Origin of the sequence: Acinetobacter sp. NEB149 (genome assembly GCF_012516415.1) — a bacterium.
In the GTDB taxonomy this organism is placed as follows: domain Bacteria; phylum Pseudomonadota; class Gammaproteobacteria; order Pseudomonadales; family Moraxellaceae; genus Acinetobacter; species Acinetobacter lwoffii_V.
On the sequence record NZ_CP051208.1, the window covers coordinates 2,033,885 to 2,051,467 of the forward strand.

The window sequence follows — 17,583 nt, forward strand, 5'->3', positions numbered from 1 at the left end:
CTTTCAAACCTTTATGCAACAAAGCCCTGCTCAACTAATTGTTTTATGTCGCTGGCAGCAATAGATACAAAGCTTCTGGAAAACGAACTGTATTCATCTATTAATTCATCTCTAAAGTTGAATACATTTTCCATTATTTTATTCCTCTTAACATTTCATAGCCAAGTGCTAGGCTTGTGCTTGAAAGACTATAAATTGTTTCGTTTTTTTAGTCATGAATAAATCTCTGCTTTTTATCTGATAACCTACTAAACAATCAACATTCCACTTTCGTAATAAATACCCAGCAATTTCTGCTTGAGCAGTCTTTTAACCTGTTAATTACAGCAATAGTAAAATAATAGTAAATTCCACTTCGAGCTTAATCAAAAGACCGTGAGATATTTCTCATTATTAAATACTTTGTCATGAATTTTAAGCAATTTACTCATAATTTTAACTAGAATATTCTAATTTTTTCATCAGGACTTTCTCTCAAGAACGTAGAGATAAGATAAATTTCTCGATTATCTCTCGCTCAGACTCTGGTAAACCTTGAATTGATTTTGAAATAGGATCGGTGCCTAAATCTGAGTATTGATCTGTACGCCCTAAGAGATAATCACCAGACACATTCAGAACAACAATAAGCTTATAAAAATTTTCCAAAGATGGCTTTCGAGAGCCAGCTTCAATATGGGAAATTGAGGTCGATGGAATCCCTGTTTTTTCAGAAATATCCTGCTGTGTCATTTTCCTTTGTGCTCTTATTTCTTTAAGCCTTTTCTCTGTACACGACAAATTTCATAGGACCCTTGTCCTATCAGGCTTTTTCTTTCTTAAAATTGCTAGCACTTTCTTAAATTCTTCTTTTTTTCCAAAACCAATCAAACGTAGAATAGCCATTTGAACATAGTCCAAACCGTAGCGAAATAAACTTACTGAAAGTCGTCCATGCTTCTTTATTTTTATCGCTTTTTTCCGATCATGTTGCCATTCACCTGTTAAATAGCACCAACAGAAACCCATAGCTAGCACTGCTATCAATTTCTTGACTCGTCTAGGGTCTGTTAAACGAGTATTTTCAAGATTGAATCCACGTCCTTTGAGACAACTAAATAACGTTTCGATTTCCCAGCGTAATGCATAATCACGAATAGCAGAAGCATTAAACATAGGAGAAACAACAAGTAAAAGTTCTCCATCTTCTAATCGTAGCGCACTAATATACAGTTTCACTCGACCAACCCAAATACGTCGTTTACGACATTCAGTTTGACCAACTTGAAGATGACGAAATAAATCACTAATTTTATGATTCTTGGCCAAGTGATTGGTCACAATAAAGTTTTTTTAACACGTATACAGAAGTTAATGTCATTTTCAATTAACCATGTAAACCATTTCTCACCGATAAATTCTCTGTCTGCAAACACTTTCACAATACGATCTTTACCAAAAATGGAGATAAAGCGTTGAATCAAAGCAATACGCTCTTTTGTATCTGAATTTCCACGTTTATTGAGCAATGTCCAAACAATAGGTATCGCTATTCCACGATAGACGATGGCTAACATCAAGATATTGATATCTCGTTTTCCCCATTTCCAATTAGTTCTATCCAAAGTTAATTGGACTTTATCGAATGAAAATATATTGAAAATTAACTGAGAAATTTGACGATAATCGAAATACTGATCTGCAAAGAAGCGTTGTATACGTCGATAAAATGATTGTGGTAAGCACTTGATGGGTAAGGCTTTAGATGCAGAAGAAAGATTACATGTCTGTTTTACAATTAATGCAAGCATAATCAGTGTAAAACATTTTGCATGTGACTTGTTCCACTTTAGATATTTGTTTAAGATGAGATATAACTCATTGAAATGTGTCATTATATTCGTCTTCAGAAAACAAGTATTATGCCATTATTTCAATGAGTTATCTTTTTTTGTCGTGTACAAAGAAGCCTTTTACAAAACAGCTCAGAATCCATCTCAATCAACATAAAACACCATAAATCGACAATAAAAACTTGACTATATAGACAAGTTTTCATATATATATTGACAGTATTTTATTGTCTATTTCGATAAAAAGACATCTTTAAAAGAAATTTAAGGAGGAAAATTATATGAATAGTATTGTATATGCATGAGTGCCTTATCTCGACAATAAAGCACTCATGCTTTTCATCTCAATACACTGAAATGAAAGATGTAAAATTTCGAACTTTTACATTTACATTCTTTCATAACAGACGATTTAAGTAAATTCGCTTGGAGTCTATTATGAGCAACTCACCTAGCCATATCCCTATTTTTATCCATCCAGCAATTAAAAATCTGAATGTACGTCATATTTCTAAAATAATTGCAACGAAGATTATTGAAAAAACTGAATTAAATTTGCAATATAACTCATCATTTTGCAGGCAGCTCAATGTTGCTACAGACCTGAACACGTATGAAGCTTTAGCTTATTACGTTGATAATCGGTATTTTGAAAAGTATGGTTTTCAGCAATTCACGTTAATTAATATACAAACTGTATATAAACAACTTTTTTCTGATTTTTCCACCACAGTTCATCTTGATACCTATATAACGTAACTTACGTGACCATATTTCGATTCAAAGCTTACAATGTTACATGACGTCTTGTCGTGCAGTTCCCTGCGATTCTGCGATTACCTCTGCAAGCCTTGCACTGCAAGGCTTTTTGCTTCGCAATATCTTTGCACTGTATTGCGATTTACTTTGACTGTCGCAATTTAAACCATAGTTTCGCAATCGTGTCGCAATCACTTTGCGACATAAAAGGCCTTAGTAAATAAACATTACAACCAAAAATCTAAAAATCGCGGCTATTTTAGGGCCTGTCATCAATTAGCTTGAGAAAACCTAACTTGTCCTCATTATTTTTTCATGACTAAACGCTATGCATTAAGAGATGATCAGTGGGAACGGATTAAGAATCTGTTGCCTGGACGGGTGGGTACTGTTGGTGTAACCGCTAAAGACAACCGATTATTTGTTGAAGCACTACTCTTTCGTTATCGTTCAGGTATTCCGTGGCGAGACTTACCCGAACGGTTCGGTGATTTTAGAGTCGTACATACTCGTTTTAGCCGTTGGGCTAAAACAGGCGTGTGGCAGAGAGTTTTTGAAGTGCTATCACATGACAGTGATAATGAATATGCCATGCTGGACTCAACCATTGTACGCGCTCATCAACATAGTGCCGGAAAAAAAAGAACAGGCGATCGGACGCAGTAAAGGTGGCTTAAGTACCAAAATTCATGCCCGTACTGATGCCTTGGGTAACCCAACTGGATTTTATCTCACTGCTGGGCAGGTTCATGACTTAAATGGTGCTGATGTGCTGCTGGACTTATCATTAAGTCAGACTTGGCTCATGGATAAAGCCTACAATTCCAAGGATCGGGTGATTAATCCGATCCATAAGATCGATAGTCAGATCGTGATGCCGTCCAAAAGTAATGCGATTGATCAGCGTGATTACGACCAAGATCTCTACAAGGCAAGATATCTGATCGAGAATTTCTTCGCTAAGCTCAAGCAATATCGAGGTATTGCTACGCGCTACGATAAATTAGCTCAAAACTTCCTGTCAGCGATCTACCTTGCCTCAATCATGATATGGCTTAATTAATGACACGCCCTAGCAATAAAGGATTTAACTCGATGTAGATCGATCGGTTCACAGTCACCATTCGAACATAATGAAAATCAATCAACTCATTTAAACATGAGTCAAATTGTCTAACTTTTCGCAAGTTTGATGGCGCACCTTTTAAAGCTAAAGTTTTTAAGATGCGATTTGTTTTAGCTTTGATGCATTTAGCTAAAATATTTTTAAAGAGTTTTTCAGCTTCACTTTCTTTAGCGCGTTCAATCTCTGAATATCTCTCCCATTCACCTAATGAATAACGGATAACCTCGCATGCACCTGATAATGTTTTACTGTCTATCTCAGTCAATCCCTCAAAGAATGCAAATACAGTCGCCACACGGCGTGCCAATTGGCTTGCACGACTAGCAAAGGCCTGTAGATATTCATAACGTTGACCTTTGGCCTGTAAACGCTCGATTTCGTTGTAGAACTCCAAGTCTAAACTTTCGGCTTCCTTATTCATTGGAATGACGTAACGCTCACCATGAGGATGCTCTGCTGTACGTGGTAGGGGACATTCATCGAGCAAGTAAGCGCATCTTGCCCAGTAAGCAACTAATCTCTGGTCGTGGTTAGCATCATTGGTTTTGTGCGTTTCATCCTGTAGGCGCGTTCCAGCTAGGTTTTCTGGAATGGTCAAAATAAATCGAGGTAAAAAACCTTGCCCCCTTAACACTGGGTCTTTGAGCGCATCAGCCAATACTTCGCGCTGACCTTGTAAATTGAAAGTTAATCGAACGTCATACGCTCGACCACTTCCATTGAGGTTTGACTTTGAGCGTGTACGCTCTACCGTTCCATCATCAAATAACTTTGCATAACCGCCTAGTGCTTGGTTACGCGTGTCTGACTTCATGGTGTGACCACCAAAGAATTGAGCCGCTTCATCGCTTGAGATTGAGGCATTTTTAATAACGCCGTCCACATATAACCCTGCCAGTGATTCGAGCGTTATGTCGCTGAACCGTGTAATGGGGTCGGCTGGTGGTGGGTTGGTAATTAAAAATTCGGTTTTCTCTTTTTTATCCAATCCAGCCACCATACTTTTCCATTGTTCAAGCTCACGGCGATATTCTTCGTACAGCTTGCGCTCATACTCAATAATGGCTTTATCTGCTAGGCTTCTGCTGGTGCTTTTACGGCTTCCGCTTTGCCCCTCAGTCAGTAAAAACAGTCCACACGGTTCGCCCTTATCATTGAATGGGTGGGGTGCATTTACGTGTGCCTGTGCGATATGTGACATTGCACCGATGACACATTGGGCAGTCATGGCAATAGGTGCTTGCACATGCTCAGCAATAGCGTACATAGCTCCTCTCGCCATTGGGGGTAGTGCATGTATTGGGTAGGGAATTGTGGTAGATGCATCTGCCTGTACCAAAGGGATTAAGTCACCCCAGTAAACTTTATGCCGCTCTTCTACTTCCTCTGTTGAATACTGTTTAAATGTATCAGCATCAATTGCCTTTTTGAGATAATTAACTTTTTCTATAAAGAGTTTCTTGATACCAGCTCTTGAAAGCGCCTTAAAGCTAGCATCCAGTTTTATAAATAGATCTTGGTTGTGCTTAGGCTCATTAAGGCCTACCATCATACGAAACATCGATTCAGGCATCCCCCTATTTATAATTTGATAAGCCACATCAATATTTTTATGAAATAGAACAGCCTCACCAGCTTTAGCGATTTGAAGGAATAGATCCATGTTGTCAGTACTTATTACATGAGGCATATATTTCTTATTAATATTTGCCGCTATTTCACCCCTTCCAATTGAAAAGGATACTTTTTGAGAATCTATCAATTTAAATGGCTCTTTTGCCATGTCATATTTATGGATAGTTCCTGAAATTTGATAACCTGTTACTTCTATTAATTTTTTAGGATTAACTAAAGGTAAAACAATACAACCCGCACAATCATGAAAGGGATATTTTGAATAAATATAGCACTCTTGTTTAACAACAAATCTTATTAAATCAAGACAATCTTTAGAAAATTCTTCTAAAGAAAAATATTCGGTTTTGAAACACGTCATTGGATCAGTGTTAACAACCAAAGGGTCAGCATCTTCAACATAGAAGACACGATCATCACATTCGCTTCGATTAACAATAACTTTAATTTTTTTAGAATCATCTTTAAGCATTCTATACTGCCTATTAAATCTTAAATTAAAGCAAAATCCCTCCCCTCCACTTATAAAATTAACAAGTAGAACACTTTATATAAAATTTTTAAGAGAGATCTATGCTAGGGAATTAATTTCAAAAAATCGTGATTTTCAGGAGAAAATTATTTAATTTCTCCAGCAAATTTCAAAATTTCATTCCGATTCCAACGTAACAGACGACCATGGCGTCTAGGAACAATAGGTCCATTTTCATAAATAGCCCACTTTCGCAAAGTTTGCGGTTGCATACCGAGAAGTTTTGCTGCTTCGACTGTTGTAAGTAATAAGCTTTCTTGCTTCATCATGAAGTACCTTTTTGAATAAATTGAGTACTTTTTAATATTTTTTAGTTGTTTTAATAAGTGTAATGATATAATTGAATTTCTTCACACTTGACTAATAGTAAAAAACATGAATCAAAAATCAGGTCGTCCCAAAAAAACTTTTATAGTTACTCTAAAAACCTTAATTTGGTACGAATACGTAAGTGAAAAAGTTTTATTCTCTAATCTAACAAGAAATATTCACCCTTCAGAGAATGAAATACTTAATTTGCAGGCAAGCACGAAAAAATTAGATGATTATTTTGATCAAGAAGGATCCAACACTTGGTACACATATTCGATAGCATCACATACTCCAAGTAAAAAGACTGTAGAGTTTGTAAACCATAAAATCCCTAACTCCTCTACTTATTTCAATCACCCAATATGGAATTTCTTAGAAATATTGCCAAGGGGAAAAATAGACCTTCACAACTTTTACAATCAGTTAAGTTACCAAACACAGAAAATTATTGAAAAAACAAATATTAATTTTAATCATGATTTTTCAATGTTTGAAAACGTATTAGAGTTTTATAGTTTTATTGTTTTATTGTTTTATTGTTTTATTGTTTATCAATACTATAAGGCTAAATTTGAATTAAATACCCCAATGATAAAACATGTAATAAAATATTTTGAAATAAACACAAATCCAATAATCGATCAATTTGGTGCAATTGGATATTACTTTTTAAAATTACTTTTTCTACATTTCACTCCACCTAAAGAACTAAATCTCAAGAATATAGATGCTGAAAATTGTCTAAGGGAAATAGGTTTACTAGAACACATAGTGAATGCTATTACAAAAAACCCACTAAAATATAATCCCTTAGAAAGCAGATTCAAGAATTTTCGACTCGATGGTGAACAATATCAAGGTTCTAAAGTTTATATTGATATCGAAGATAATGGATGTTTCTATGTTAGTTTAGAGGTACTTCAATTGTTAAAATAAAAAATTTACTAAACAACCAAGCCATACTTGTATTACCCCCGTAAAACGGACAGTTAACTTGCTAATTTTAACGATCGAAACTCCCGAAGGGATTTCATTTTTAGCCCACTATACAGATGATTGCAATTGTAATCTTTAATCCAAATAGGTAAGCACTTCATCACGGCTTGTGCATTAGGCACATCATTCAAATATACATATAATCGCGTTTAAACTTTTTAACAAAAGCTTCAGCTATTCCATCAACTTTGTGGACTGCGAATCGGTGTTGTACAAATATGAAATCCCTGTGACTAAGCACACGTACTGTTGGACGAACAATAAACAACTGCCATTATCTGTAAGCTACTCCACTGTGTGCAACTGATGAGAAACCACACCGAAACGTCGCTCCATACTCTAGTAAGTCGATGTCTCAGATACCCTTGCCAATTCTTAGTTAATACCAAAAGGCTTTTAGTAGTCTAAGATTTACCGAATGAGATGTACATCATGTAAAAGTTATGCCCTAACTGCTATGAATGCAATAAAGGCTTGTCTTTCATATATTTTCGAAACAAAACCCTCGAGATGTAATAGTTGATCTATTTTGCTTACCATGTGCTTACTAAAATCCAAAAACAAAAAAACCACTTACGATTAGTACACGTAAGTGGTTGTTTTATATGGTGGGCCCAGACAGACTTGAACTGTCGACCAACGGATTATGAGTCCGCTGCTCTAACCAACTGAGCTATAGGCCCTATATGCTGAAAACTTTATTTATCAATAAGTTCAGGCGCCATGAATACTAGCTAAGATTTTTTGGAAAGACAAGTGCTTTTATAACTGCTTGAACATTTAGGCAGCAATCATGGGCGACTTGTCTTAGTCAAAATTCAGTTACTTAAGACTTCAGTATAGGAGGCATATAGAAAAATGAGATACATGCTGCATCATTTAAGACAAATGAGCCTGCCATCTTGAATTTAATCCGGTCTACTAAGGGTAAAACCGATAGATTTAAGGTCTTAGTATATCTATAAGGTATTAAAATTCTTTATTGCTCAGGCAGCACTGTTAAAGGAATAGCCTTGAGCTCAAGAAGATAGAATGACTAGAATTCAGACTTCATTTCTTCGTCTTTATGTAAATCCTGCTTAATTTCGATCAAAGACCATACAATTATAAGCGCAAAAATCAATAGGGAGACTACGAAGGCTGTCATGTACGTCATACTTTTCAATCTCAGAGTAGAAAGAATAAGAAAATAGAAAAGACCTGTATCAGTCTTCTTCTTCGACAAAAGTCTAATAACTAAAGTGTGCTCTGGATAGTCATTTTTTCATCATTTTAAGACTTTTTTTGTATCTACTAATATTTTTAAGATATTAATATTGTTTTATTTATATATATTAACTCTTAATCTTGCAGCTTAAAAAGATGAATAAATCATAGATTTTTACATTATTCGCTGATTTTATTGGAAAGCCTATTGACTGTATGGGCGAACAAGATGAAATTATGCAGTTCTCTACATACAGCTTTTACTTCTCCGTACTTATGCTAAATAAATTCCTTGGCGAATCTGCATTTAAACTTGCAGGTTGGCAATATCATGTCGAACCCGATGTGCTTGAAGATAAACAGGTCATTATTGGGTTTGAACATACCTCAATGATGGATGCGGTACTGTCAATTGCCCTGTTCCAGATTTATGACCTCAAGGTTCATACCTTGATTAAAAAAGAATTATTTAAAGGACCGTTTAAACCGCTATTGAACGCTGTGGGTGGTATTCCGGTTGACCGCAAGGCCAGTAAAGATATCGTGACCCAGATGGTGGAACATTTTCAGAACAATGAAAAGTTCAATCTGGTGATTGCTCCCGAAGCAACACGGGCTAAACAAGGTGAAGCACGCAAACCAATCCGTACCGGTTTCTGGCATATTGCCAAGGCTGCCAATGTACCAATCGTGTTGTTATACGCCAATTCCAAAACCAAGCAAGGTGGCATTCTTGGCAAGATCTATCCGACAGACCTTGCGCATGACCTGGCTTTGATCAAGCAACTATATAAAGACAAGGTTGGCCTGGATATCGTTATTCCAGAATAAGCTTTTTAAAAATAAAAGCACGGACATAATCAGCGATTCTGCTGTTTATGTCCAAGTCATCTGTCCATATAAATGTATAAATAGAATTATAAATCCCCCTATCCTCTTTCTATTTTTCCTCGATATTGCACTTTTTTTGTTTTTATCCTGAAATCTCAAATCCAGGCACTTTTTTTTAAAAAAACGCTTATGGTAGAATTTCGGCATTCTGATAGGCATACAGCCAATCTACAAGGAGCATAGTTCGCATGGCGGGTCATTCCAAGTGGGCCAATATTAAACATCGCAAAGCAAAACAAGATGCGAGTCGTGGTAAAGTTTTTACCAAATACATTCGTGAATTAACCACTGCTGCAAAGCTTGGTGGTCCAGATACTGCAAGCAACCCTCGTCTACGTGCTGTGGTTGAAAAAGCATTATCAGTGAATATGACACGTGACGTGATCAACCGTGCCATTCAACGTGGTGCTGGTGGCGAAGATAACGACGACCTGAAAGAAGTGACCTACGAAGGTTATGGTGTAGGTGGTGTTGCGGTTATTGTTGAAACCATGACTGACAACTTGAACCGTACTGTGCCTGACGTACGTCATTGCTTCTCTAAAACTGATGGTAACCTAGGCACTAACGGTTCGGTGGCATTCCTGTTCACGAAACGTGGCGAGATTACTTTTGAAGATGTTTCTTTGGAAGATCAAATCATGGAAGTGGCATTAGAAGCAGGTGCGGAAGACATCGAAGTCACTGAAGATGAAATCCTGGTGATTACTACACCTGAAGCTTTCGGTGATGTTCAAGATGCTTTAACTGCTGCAGGTTTAAAATCTGACAATGCTGAAGTGGTGATGAGTCCTTCAACCAAAGCAGAAATCACCGACATCGATCAAGCGAAAAAAATCATGAAAATGATTGATATGCTTGAAGATCTGGATGATGTACAGAACGTATATACCAACGTTGAATTCTCAGATGCTGTTTTAGCAGAACTTGATGCTTAACTGTCACTGATTCAAAAAACGCACCTTAGGGTGCGTTTTTTTGTGGCTGTCGACCACCCTAGCTTTGATTAAACTTTATTGAGTAATCCGCTACAGTTAAAGACATTATATTCTTTAATGACAAAGCTGGAATGCAGTGCCACCACATGCTCAATTTTTCCAATCCGCTTAAGCAGGATTTCACTATAATTTTCCATATCCCTTGCCACCACTTCGACAATAAAGTCCGCAGACTGACCGGTGACCAAAAAGGCATTAATCACTTCGGGAATACTTTCCAGTTCTTCCAGGAATTTAGCAAAAGTATCGCTATCATGTTTGCTTAAGGATACCTGTAACAGCACATGCAGGCTGAAACCTAATTTCTGGTAATTGATTTCACGTTTTAAGCCACTGATAATATTATGATCGATTAAGTGTTTGATCCTGCGATGCACCGAACTGACAGATAAATTCACCCGCTCGGACAGTTCATTCAGATTGACATCTTCATGGGTCAATATTTCTAGAATATGTTTATCGAAACGATCCAGTTCCATTTTTATACTCTTATATCAATAATCAATAGATGCAGAAAATTTTGCGCCATCTCTGTTATACAATATTTATTTATTTTTCACAAAATTTTCATATTCTGAAATTTTTTTCCAAATGGGATTTCATTTTATAAATACGGTTTTCAGGAGGGTTTAAATGACCGTTAATCGCATTAATTAAAAATATGACCAATGGTATTTTTAGGGTGTGTTGACACTTTTAGCTTAAAAAAATAGCGAAGTAGTAAAATCAAATCGCCAAACCCAATTTTACTATTCGCTATGCCTCGTACCATGCTGACAGATCAACACTGGCAAAAGTTGAAAGTTATTCTGCGTAATTTATCCATTCACCACAACTCAAATTTACGCAATTTTATTGAAGCTATTCTCTATAGAATTAGAACAGGCTGTCCGTGGCGAGATATTCCTTCCTATTTTGGTTATTCAAACTCTATTTTCAAACGTTTTAATCGTTGGTCAAGTAGCGGTAAGTTACTTAGATTAACCTGAGTTCGATGAAATATTTTAGCTTTTTAGCAAGTTTTGGAAAGTTGGCTTATTTGGATTTAAGCAATAAGCCACTATAGCAGCCATAATATTCACCATAAAGTTATTCACCGAACGATGACGTGAATGGTCAATTTGATGTAAGTTTTTTAACTGATCATTCACTGTTTCGATCAATCCTCTTCTGCAAAGCAATTGTTTTTCTTCTTCAGTTTGGATGGGTTTATTTTTCATATTCTTGCGTGACGGGGTTAATAGTCTGAGCCCCCTTGCTGCTAAAGCTTCAGTTTTTGCTTTACTCAGATAGCCTTTATCGCCCAGTAAAATACCTTTTAACTCTTGGGTTAAAGATTCAAGTACAGCAACATCATGAACACTTCCCGATGTAATCTTGAGATTAATAATTTCACCCAAGTTGTTGATAACAATATGGACTTTAAATCCATAAAACCAACCTGTGCTACTTTTACCACGACCAGCTAAGCCTTTAAATACACGATGTCTTTTAATTCTAAGATTATGGCAAACGACCAATTTAGTCGAATCAATAATACAAATTCCGGTATCTTCTCCTTTAACTTGATGGAAGAAACTACTCAAAGCTTGCAAACAACGCGGCATAATTTCAATAAAACGATTGTAACTAAGAAGCTTGGGAAAAGCTGATTTCCAAAATGGGATGATCATATGACAATAAAATATTTGAAAAATCTAAACCCGGATTTATGAAATAAAATGACAATGGTCATGACTTCAGACAAGCTTAAAGCTGACTTTTTCATTGTTGTTTTTTGATCAGAAATTAGAGCTTTCTCTAAAGATTCATTAAACTTTTTGCAGAAATCATCCAAGATACAAAATAATTCGGTAATATAGTCCATGAAAAAGCCTTGCTCTGAAATGTTTTGTCTTCGTAACCAAGATATTACAGATGCTAAGGCTTTTTTTTATTTATTTTTTATGTCGAACTCAGGTTAGATTATTCAAATTACTAGCCTCATGCCCCGATATGGAGTGGATTTTTATCGATGGCTCTCATGTACGTGCTCATCAACATTCTGCCGGCATAGCGAATCAATCTATTTCTAAAAGTGTAGGAGGAAACTCCTCAAAAATACATTTGATTGTTGATGCACATGGCAACCCTATTGATTTCATGATTACCGATGGAACCACACATGATGTTAAAGTTGCGCCTGATTTAATATCAACATTAGATTTAAAAGAGACAAAAGTGGTATGCGCAGATAAAGGCTATGATTCAGAACCACTGCGTGAACAGATCAGGAAAACAGGAACTAAAGCGAATATACCAAAGAAAACAAATAGCCAATCGAACAATGACCATATGGACTGGTATTTATATAAAATCAGGCATTTAGTTGAAAATATGTTTTGTAGATTAAAGCAATTTAGAGGAATAGCTACTCGATATGACAAGCTCAAGAGAAATTATCAAAGTTCTGTTGCTTTAGCCTGTATATTTTTATGGCTACCTTTATAGGGTTAATTATGAACAGTAAGTGTCAACAGACCCTAATTAAATCTTTATTTTTAAATTATTTAAATTATTTAAATTGGGTAAACACGACAACAGATAGGCTATTCCTCTCAGCCCCTACACGAATTAACCGTCCATCTTTTACAAGTGTATAGAAATAGATTAAAACAAAGGCGCTTTAAAAACAAAAATAGCGCATTTCAAAAATATTACACAAGGAACGGTCATGGCTTCTAAACTTTTAAGCTTGATAAAAACAAAAGTGAGTCCTGTTTTAACCGTCGAAACCCAAACGAAGAGCTTATTGGGCGGCTTATTCGGTGGAACGACATCAGGCACCCTCACCAATCTTATTGGCAATCTCACCGGATCCAATACTCAACCTTCAGTCAGCTCATTATTAAATAATCTCCTTTCTGGAAGCAGCCTGAGTACGACAAATCTCAGCAATTTATTAACTCAGTTTTCTGGTTCGAATGCCTCAAATTTAAATATTTAAAGCCTGATCAGTAGCTTAACTCAATCCAATGGCAGTAGCTTTAATATTACCCAGGTCACCAACTTATTAAAGAGCTTAATGGGGAGCAATAGCAGCAGCCTGGATCTTGGGGCTATTTCTAAACTGGTGGGCGGCTTATTGAGCGGCAGTACAGGCAATATTGATATTGGTAAAATTTCTCAACTGGTCGGTGGCCTGATCGGCGGTTCAAGCAATATTGATATCGGTGCGATCGCGGGTCTGGTCAGCAACCTGATTGGTGGTAATGGCGAGATTAATATCGCACAAATTGCTGAATTGGTCGGTGGTCTGATCGGTGGTTCTGGCGGTTTAGGTGATATAGATATTGGAGCAATTGCAGGTCTGGTGGGTGGCTTAATCGGTGGCAATGGCGAGATTGATATTGCACAAATTGCTCAGCTCGTTGGTGGCCTGATCGGTGGTTCTGGCGGATTGGGCGGTGTAGATATTGGTGCCATCGCAGGTCTGGTCGGCAACCTGATTGGCGGTAATGGTGAAATTGATATCGCACAAATTGCTGAATTGGTCGGTAGTCTGATCGATGGTTCTGACGGTTTAGGTGATATAGATATTGGAGCAATTGCAGGTCTGGTAGGTGGCTTAATCGGTGGCAATGCAGGCGGTGATTTTGATCTTGGTGCTATTACCGATTTAATTAGCGGCTTTGTAGGCGGAAATGCAACAGGTGGTTTTGATGTCGGTGGCTTCACTGACTTACTGAGCGGTCTGATTGCGAATGGTTCAAATGGCATAGATTTAGGTGGATTATTAGGCAATCTCAATCTCGGTAGCGATCTGGATCTGGGTGGTATGATCGAAGGTATTTCCTCTGCTTCAAACGGCTTTGACTTAGGCAGTATTGCCGAAGGTGTTGGTCAGTTGGTTGGTAGTGGCTCTTCGATTGAATTGCCTGACCTCGGTGATCTTGTCCAAGGTGTGGGTACGACTGATTCCAATATTAATCTGTCTGCTATCCTGCCGGGCATTAAAGATACAATTCAGAATATCGGCAGTGGCGGTTCTTCATCCGGATTTGATTTTGGTTCACTCCTCAATAATTTTACTAAAAATATTGATATCGACCAGCCTAATCCTTGGGGTTAATCATAATCTCATTAAAAAACGCACTTCATGCGCGTTTTTTTAATTCTTGAATTAGCATTTAAACTTATACACCACGCCAGTCTACCCGTGCATTGCGTTCGGTTCGGTAAATACGGCAAATATATTCACCCAGTGGTAGCTCATTCAAATACTGCTGATAGTCGCGATATTCTTCGGACAAGGTTTCAAAATTTTCTTTTTCCCACGGCGTACCTGGAATCGCCAGAAGCGGTGCCAACATGGAACAGACTGCAATATCCGCCAGACCTAAACGATTTCCGACAAAATAATGCCCACCTTGGCTGACCAGCATCTGATTGAGCTGCTGTACAGCAACATCGATGTGTTGTTTAGATTCCGCCACGGTTTCCTCATTCAATGCATAACCCTTGGCCACCATCGCTTTCAATAAAGGTTTAGAAAATTTTTCAAACTGGCGCAGATAGCCCTGCTCACCAATTAAAATATCCAGAGATTCATGATCAGAAGTCAGTGCTTGAGAGAGCATCCAGCGACGGACATGACGACCCAATTCCAAAGTAATTTCATTAATTTCTAAAGCTTTATTTCGAAAATACCCTTCTGCGTGCAGTAAACGATGTTCTGGATAAGTATCATCCAAATACAGAGCAATCTGGGTGGAATCTGCGATCCATCGATCCTGATCACGCAAAATAGGCAGACGATTCTGGCCTGTTTTCAGGCGGGCAAAAGCGCGGTGTACCCCGGGTATCAGATTGTGAGCAACATAGTACAGCTCTTTATGGTCCAGCATCCAACGTGCTTTTTCGCAAAAGTGAGATAAAGGAAACTGGTATAAAGTTCGCATGTATGCTCCATGTTTATCGTTATTGGATCAGGGCGTGTAGGCCGCTGTTTTATTCAGATACTTTAGTCACTCACTTTTAGAAAAACAATGTGATTTTTATTCAAAAGTAAAATACTGGCTGATTATTCCTCTATGGTTGGTGGACTCACTACACATCCCGGAAAGCTCAGCGAGTCATTTTAGGTCGCCAGAAGCATTTGATTGCAATAAACCACAAGCGCATGACCTGACTTTAGTCGTGCTTTCATGTAAAATCGGGGGCAATTTTTATATAACGCTTTTGTGAGTTATTTCATGGGTTTTAATTGCGGTATTGTCGGCTTGCCGAACGTTGGTAAATCTACACTTTTCAATGCCTTAACCAAAGCTGCTATTGCTGCAGAAAACTTCCCTTTCTGTACGATCGAACCAAACACCGGAATTGTACCTGTTCCTGATCCACGTTTAGACAAATTGACTGCAATTGTTAAACCGCAACGTGTTATTCCGACTTCTATGGAATTTGTAGACATCGCAGGCCTGGTAGCGGGTGCTTCTAAGGGTGAGGGCTTGGGTAACCAGTTCTTGGCCAACATTCGTGAAACTGATGCAATCGCTCATGTGGTACGTTGTTTTGAAGATGAAAACGTTATTCATGTGAATGGTCGTATTGATCCATTAGATGATATTGCCACGATTAATACCGAACTTGCGCTTGCAGACTTGGATGCAGTAGCAAAAGCGATTACCCGTTTGGCCAAATCTGCCAAAGGTGGCGACAAAGAAGCTTTAGCGACTAAAGCCGTTCTGGAAAAAATCCAGCCTTTACTGGATGAAGGTAAACCGGCACGCGCAGCGGACCTAGATGATGACGAGCGTAAACTGGTACGTGGCTTTGGTTTAATGACGCTTAAACCAACCATGTATATTGCCAACGTTGCTGAAGACGGTTTTGAAAATAACCCGCATTTAGATGCAGTGAGAAAATTGGCCGCTGAAGAAAATGCGATTGTAGTTCCACTTTGCAACCAGATTGAAGCTGAAATTTCATTGCTTGAAGATGAAGACCGTGCTGAATTCCTTGAAGCAATGGGCATGGAAGAGCCGGGTTTAAACGTCGTAATTCGTGTAGGTTATTCATTACTGGGCCTACAAACTTACTTCACCGCGGGCGTGCAAGAAGTTCGTGCCTGGACCGTAAAAGTTGGCGCAACTGCACCACAGGCAGCAGGCGTGATTCATACCGACTTTGAAAAAGGCTTTATCCGTGCAGAATGTATCGCTTATGATGATTTCGTGCAGTACAACGGCGAAGCCGGTGCGAAAGAAGCAGGTAAATGGCGTCTAGAAGGTAAAACTTACATCGTTCAGGATGGCGATGTTTTACACTTCCGTTTTAACGTCTAAGTATTTGCTGTTTGAAAAAGTCCCTTCTTGGGGCTTTTTTATTGCTTATAAAAAGAGGATTCATACGTATAACAGGCTTGCTAGAAGCGCATAAGATCAATACATATCAACAATAATGATAACTATTCTCATATAAAAATATTGAATTAGAGCGTATCTTAAATCTAATGAAAAATAACCTAATTCCATTCTCACCAAGGAATCCTGCCAATGAGCTACACCTTGCCTGCACTGCCTTATGCTTATGATGCGCTAGAGCCTCATATCGATAGCAAGACTATGGAAATTCATCATAGCAAGCATCATCAAACCTATATCAATAATATCGTGGATGCCCTATTTTTAAAGCTTATTTTGCTAAAAAAGCCAGTCATTCAGACTGGCTTTTTATAAGTACATTTAAATGGGCAAAGGTTTATTGCATATTGGCAATTGCAGTACCTTTTTGCTTAGGATCGGTATTTCCGAGTGCAGGATGGGCAATGGCATTCTGACATTGCAGTTTATCCCGCTCATAATCCGCCTGTTTTTGTTGCAGGCTGTTGCCATTTTCCATGGTCGTCCGCGCCCAGATTTCCAGACTGGTCAAAGCTTTACGACACAGAGCATATTTGCCTTCGGTCACCGAATCGGTCATTTTGACATTAATACGCCAGTCTGTACTCAATTTACGTGCTGGTTGACGTACCTGTGTTTCCAGCTGATCCACTTCTTTATTATAGACCAGTGGATCCACTTCATTGATCAGTTGCCATGCGGCATTGGCATAAGTCGTCGCATCATTAGTCAATTTAGGTGCCGGTTTAATTTCTGGCTTATCAGTCGATTGACTGTCATTCCCACACGCTTGTAACAATATTGCCGTGCTTATTAAAGCAGCAATCAGCATCGCACGTGTCTTGAACATCCACATATCAGGCTCGCCAATTTAAACATTTCGGCACTATGCTATTAAATTCACGTAGAATAC

The 17,583-nt window shown here is 37.9% G+C and carries 13 protein-coding genes, 1 tRNA gene and 6 pseudogenes; 10 read left to right on the top strand and 10 right to left on the bottom strand.

Translation table 11 applies throughout. The annotated features are described in order from the left end of the window. Positions 1–11: 11 nt before the first annotated feature. From HGD77_RS17150 to HGD77_RS09700, 3 genes are all read right to left on the bottom strand, one after another. Complete coding sequence (locus HGD77_RS17150) at positions 12–134, bottom strand: hypothetical protein (RefSeq protein WP_267463973.1); 123 nt, start codon at positions 132–134, stop codon at positions 12–14. A 340-nt stretch (positions 135–474) separates the two neighbouring features. Then, positions 475–732, bottom strand: coding sequence for a helix-turn-helix domain-containing protein (locus HGD77_RS09695; protein WP_228761431.1), 258 nt, complete (start codon positions 730–732; stop codon positions 475–477). A 51-nt stretch (positions 733–783) separates the two neighbouring features. Continuing rightward, positions 784–1,874 (bottom strand): IS4-like element ISAba33 family transposase gene (locus HGD77_RS09700; RefSeq protein WP_155118356.1). Its coding sequence is split into 2 segments (ribosomal slippage): positions 784–1,334 and positions 1,334–1,874, totalling 1,092 coding nucleotides; the frame shifts between segments, so codons are not numbered across the junction. Positions 1,875–2,270: 396 nt separating this feature from the next. Here HGD77_RS09700 and HGD77_RS09705 point away from each other — a divergent pair. Both HGD77_RS09705 and HGD77_RS09710 read left to right on the top strand, forming a co-directional pair. Continuing rightward, on the top strand, positions 2,271–2,591 hold the full coding sequence (locus HGD77_RS09705; RefSeq protein WP_168730799.1) for a hypothetical protein: 321 nt from the start codon (positions 2,271–2,273) through the stop codon (positions 2,589–2,591). A gap of 315 nt (positions 2,592–2,906) precedes the next feature. Beyond that, positions 2,907–3,654 (top strand): annotated as a pseudogene (locus tag HGD77_RS09710) (IS5 family transposase). On the opposite strand, the gene HGD77_RS09715 reads toward HGD77_RS09710, so the two are convergent. Further along, positions 3,647–5,824 carry a DUF3987 domain-containing protein gene (locus tag HGD77_RS09715; RefSeq protein WP_228761432.1) on the bottom strand — a complete coding sequence of 726 codons (2,178 nt, stop codon included), beginning with the start codon at positions 5,822–5,824 and terminating at the stop codon, positions 3,647–3,649. The pseudogene HGD77_RS09710 and the gene HGD77_RS09715 sit on opposite strands and share 8 nt — an antisense overlap. Positions 5,825–5,970: 146 nt before the next feature. Next, complete coding sequence (locus tag HGD77_RS09720) at positions 5,971–6,150, bottom strand: helix-turn-helix domain-containing protein (protein ID WP_168730997.1); 180 nt, start codon at positions 6,148–6,150, stop codon at positions 5,971–5,973. A gap of 109 nt (positions 6,151–6,259) precedes the next feature. On the opposite strand from HGD77_RS09720, the gene HGD77_RS09725 reads away from it, so the two are divergent. Then, positions 6,260–7,132, top strand: coding sequence for a hypothetical protein (locus HGD77_RS09725; RefSeq protein WP_168730800.1), 873 nt, complete (start codon positions 6,260–6,262; stop codon positions 7,130–7,132). Positions 7,133–7,798: 666 nt separating this feature from the next. Here HGD77_RS09725 and HGD77_RS09730 read toward each other — a convergent pair. Then, positions 7,799–7,875 (bottom strand) — tRNA-Ile (locus HGD77_RS09730). 799 nt (positions 7,876–8,674) lie between these two features. On the opposite strand from HGD77_RS09730, the gene HGD77_RS09735 reads away from it, so the two are divergent. Both HGD77_RS09735 and HGD77_RS09740 read left to right on the top strand, forming a co-directional pair. Next, a complete protein-coding gene (locus HGD77_RS09735; protein ID WP_004278932.1) occupies positions 8,675–9,229 on the top strand; it encodes a 1-acyl-sn-glycerol-3-phosphate acyltransferase in 555 nt (184 codons plus the stop codon). Positions 9,230–9,477: 248 nt separating this feature from the next. Then, positions 9,478–10,227, top strand: a complete 750-nt coding sequence (locus HGD77_RS09740) for a YebC/PmpR family DNA-binding transcriptional regulator (RefSeq protein WP_004731522.1) — start codon at positions 9,478–9,480, stop codon at positions 10,225–10,227. A gap of 68 nt (positions 10,228–10,295) precedes the next feature. Here the strand turns inward: HGD77_RS09740 and HGD77_RS09745 are convergent, their stop codons facing one another. Next, positions 10,296–10,766, bottom strand: a complete 471-nt coding sequence (locus tag HGD77_RS09745; protein WP_004645518.1) for an Lrp/AsnC family transcriptional regulator — start codon at positions 10,764–10,766, stop codon at positions 10,296–10,298. Between the two features lie 279 nt (positions 10,767–11,045). On the opposite strand from HGD77_RS09745, the pseudogene HGD77_RS09750 reads away from it, so the two are divergent. After that, positions 11,046–11,270: pseudogene (locus HGD77_RS09750) on the top strand (transposase); the annotation flags it as partial. 21 nt (positions 11,271–11,291) lie between these two features. Here HGD77_RS09750 and HGD77_RS09755 read toward each other — a convergent pair. Then, a pseudogene (locus HGD77_RS09755) lies at positions 11,292–12,154 on the bottom strand (IS982 family transposase). Between the two features lie 92 nt (positions 12,155–12,246). Between HGD77_RS09755 and HGD77_RS09760 the strand changes: the two are divergent. Both HGD77_RS09760 and HGD77_RS09765 read left to right on the top strand, forming a co-directional pair. Continuing rightward, positions 12,247–12,796, top strand: a pseudogene (locus tag HGD77_RS09760) (IS5-like element ISAba31 family transposase); the annotation flags it as partial. A 204-nt stretch (positions 12,797–13,000) separates the two neighbouring features. Further along, positions 13,001–14,398: pseudogene (locus tag HGD77_RS09765) on the top strand (hypothetical protein). 64 nt (positions 14,399–14,462) lie between these two features. Here HGD77_RS09765 and HGD77_RS09770 read toward each other — a convergent pair. Further along, positions 14,463–15,227, bottom strand: coding sequence for a glutathione S-transferase family protein (locus HGD77_RS09770; RefSeq protein ID WP_004645522.1), 765 nt, complete (start codon positions 15,225–15,227; stop codon positions 14,463–14,465). Between the two features lie 294 nt (positions 15,228–15,521). On the opposite strand from HGD77_RS09770, the gene ychF reads away from it, so the two are divergent. Then, on the top strand, positions 15,522–16,613 hold the full coding sequence (gene ychF / locus HGD77_RS09775) for a redox-regulated ATPase YchF (protein WP_168730801.1): 1,092 nt from the start codon (positions 15,522–15,524) through the stop codon (positions 16,611–16,613). A 210-nt stretch (positions 16,614–16,823) separates the two neighbouring features. Continuing rightward, positions 16,824–16,952 (top strand): annotated as a pseudogene (locus tag HGD77_RS09780) (superoxide dismutase); the annotation flags it as partial. Positions 16,953–17,028: 76 nt separating this feature from the next. On the opposite strand, the gene HGD77_RS09785 reads toward HGD77_RS09780, so the two are convergent. Continuing rightward, a complete protein-coding gene (locus tag HGD77_RS09785) occupies positions 17,029–17,526 on the bottom strand; it encodes a hypothetical protein (protein ID WP_004645527.1) in 498 nt (165 codons plus the stop codon). Positions 17,527–17,583 lie beyond the last annotated feature (57 nt).

Bases quoted from the DNA above. Each gene is read 5' to 3' on its own strand.
- HGD77_RS09785 (WP_004645527.1), bottom strand. From the start codon at position 17,526: ATGTGGATGTTCAAGACACGTGCGATGCTGATTGCTGCTTTAATAAGC.
- HGD77_RS09770 (WP_004645522.1), bottom strand. From the start codon at position 15,227: ATGCGAACTTTATACCAGTTTCCTTTATCTCACTTTTGCGAAAAAGCA.
- HGD77_RS09735 (WP_004278932.1), top strand. From the start codon at position 8,675: ATGCTAAATAAATTCCTTGGCGAATCTGCATTTAAACTTGCAGGTTGG.
- ychF (WP_168730801.1), top strand. From the start codon at position 15,522: ATGGGTTTTAATTGCGGTATTGTCGGCTTGCCGAACGTTGGTAAATCT.
- HGD77_RS09715 (WP_228761432.1), bottom strand. From the start codon at position 5,824: ATGCTTAAAGATGATTCTAAAAAAATTAAAGTTATTGTTAATCGAAGC.
- HGD77_RS09740 (WP_004731522.1), top strand. From the start codon at position 9,478: ATGGCGGGTCATTCCAAGTGGGCCAATATTAAACATCGCAAAGCAAAA.
- HGD77_RS17150 (WP_267463973.1), bottom strand. From the start codon at position 134: ATGGAAAATGTATTCAACTTTAGAGATGAATTAATAGATGAATACAGT.
- HGD77_RS09745 (WP_004645518.1), bottom strand. From the start codon at position 10,766: ATGGAACTGGATCGTTTCGATAAACATATTCTAGAAATATTGACCCAT.
- HGD77_RS09695 (WP_228761431.1), bottom strand. From the start codon at position 732: ATGACACAGCAGGATATTTCTGAAAAAACAGGGATTCCATCGACCTCA.
- HGD77_RS09720 (WP_168730997.1), bottom strand. From the start codon at position 6,150: ATGAAGCAAGAAAGCTTATTACTTACAACAGTCGAAGCAGCAAAACTT.
- HGD77_RS09705 (WP_168730799.1), top strand. From the start codon at position 2,271: ATGAGCAACTCACCTAGCCATATCCCTATTTTTATCCATCCAGCAATT.
- HGD77_RS09725 (WP_168730800.1), top strand. From the start codon at position 6,260: ATGAATCAAAAATCAGGTCGTCCCAAAAAAACTTTTATAGTTACTCTA.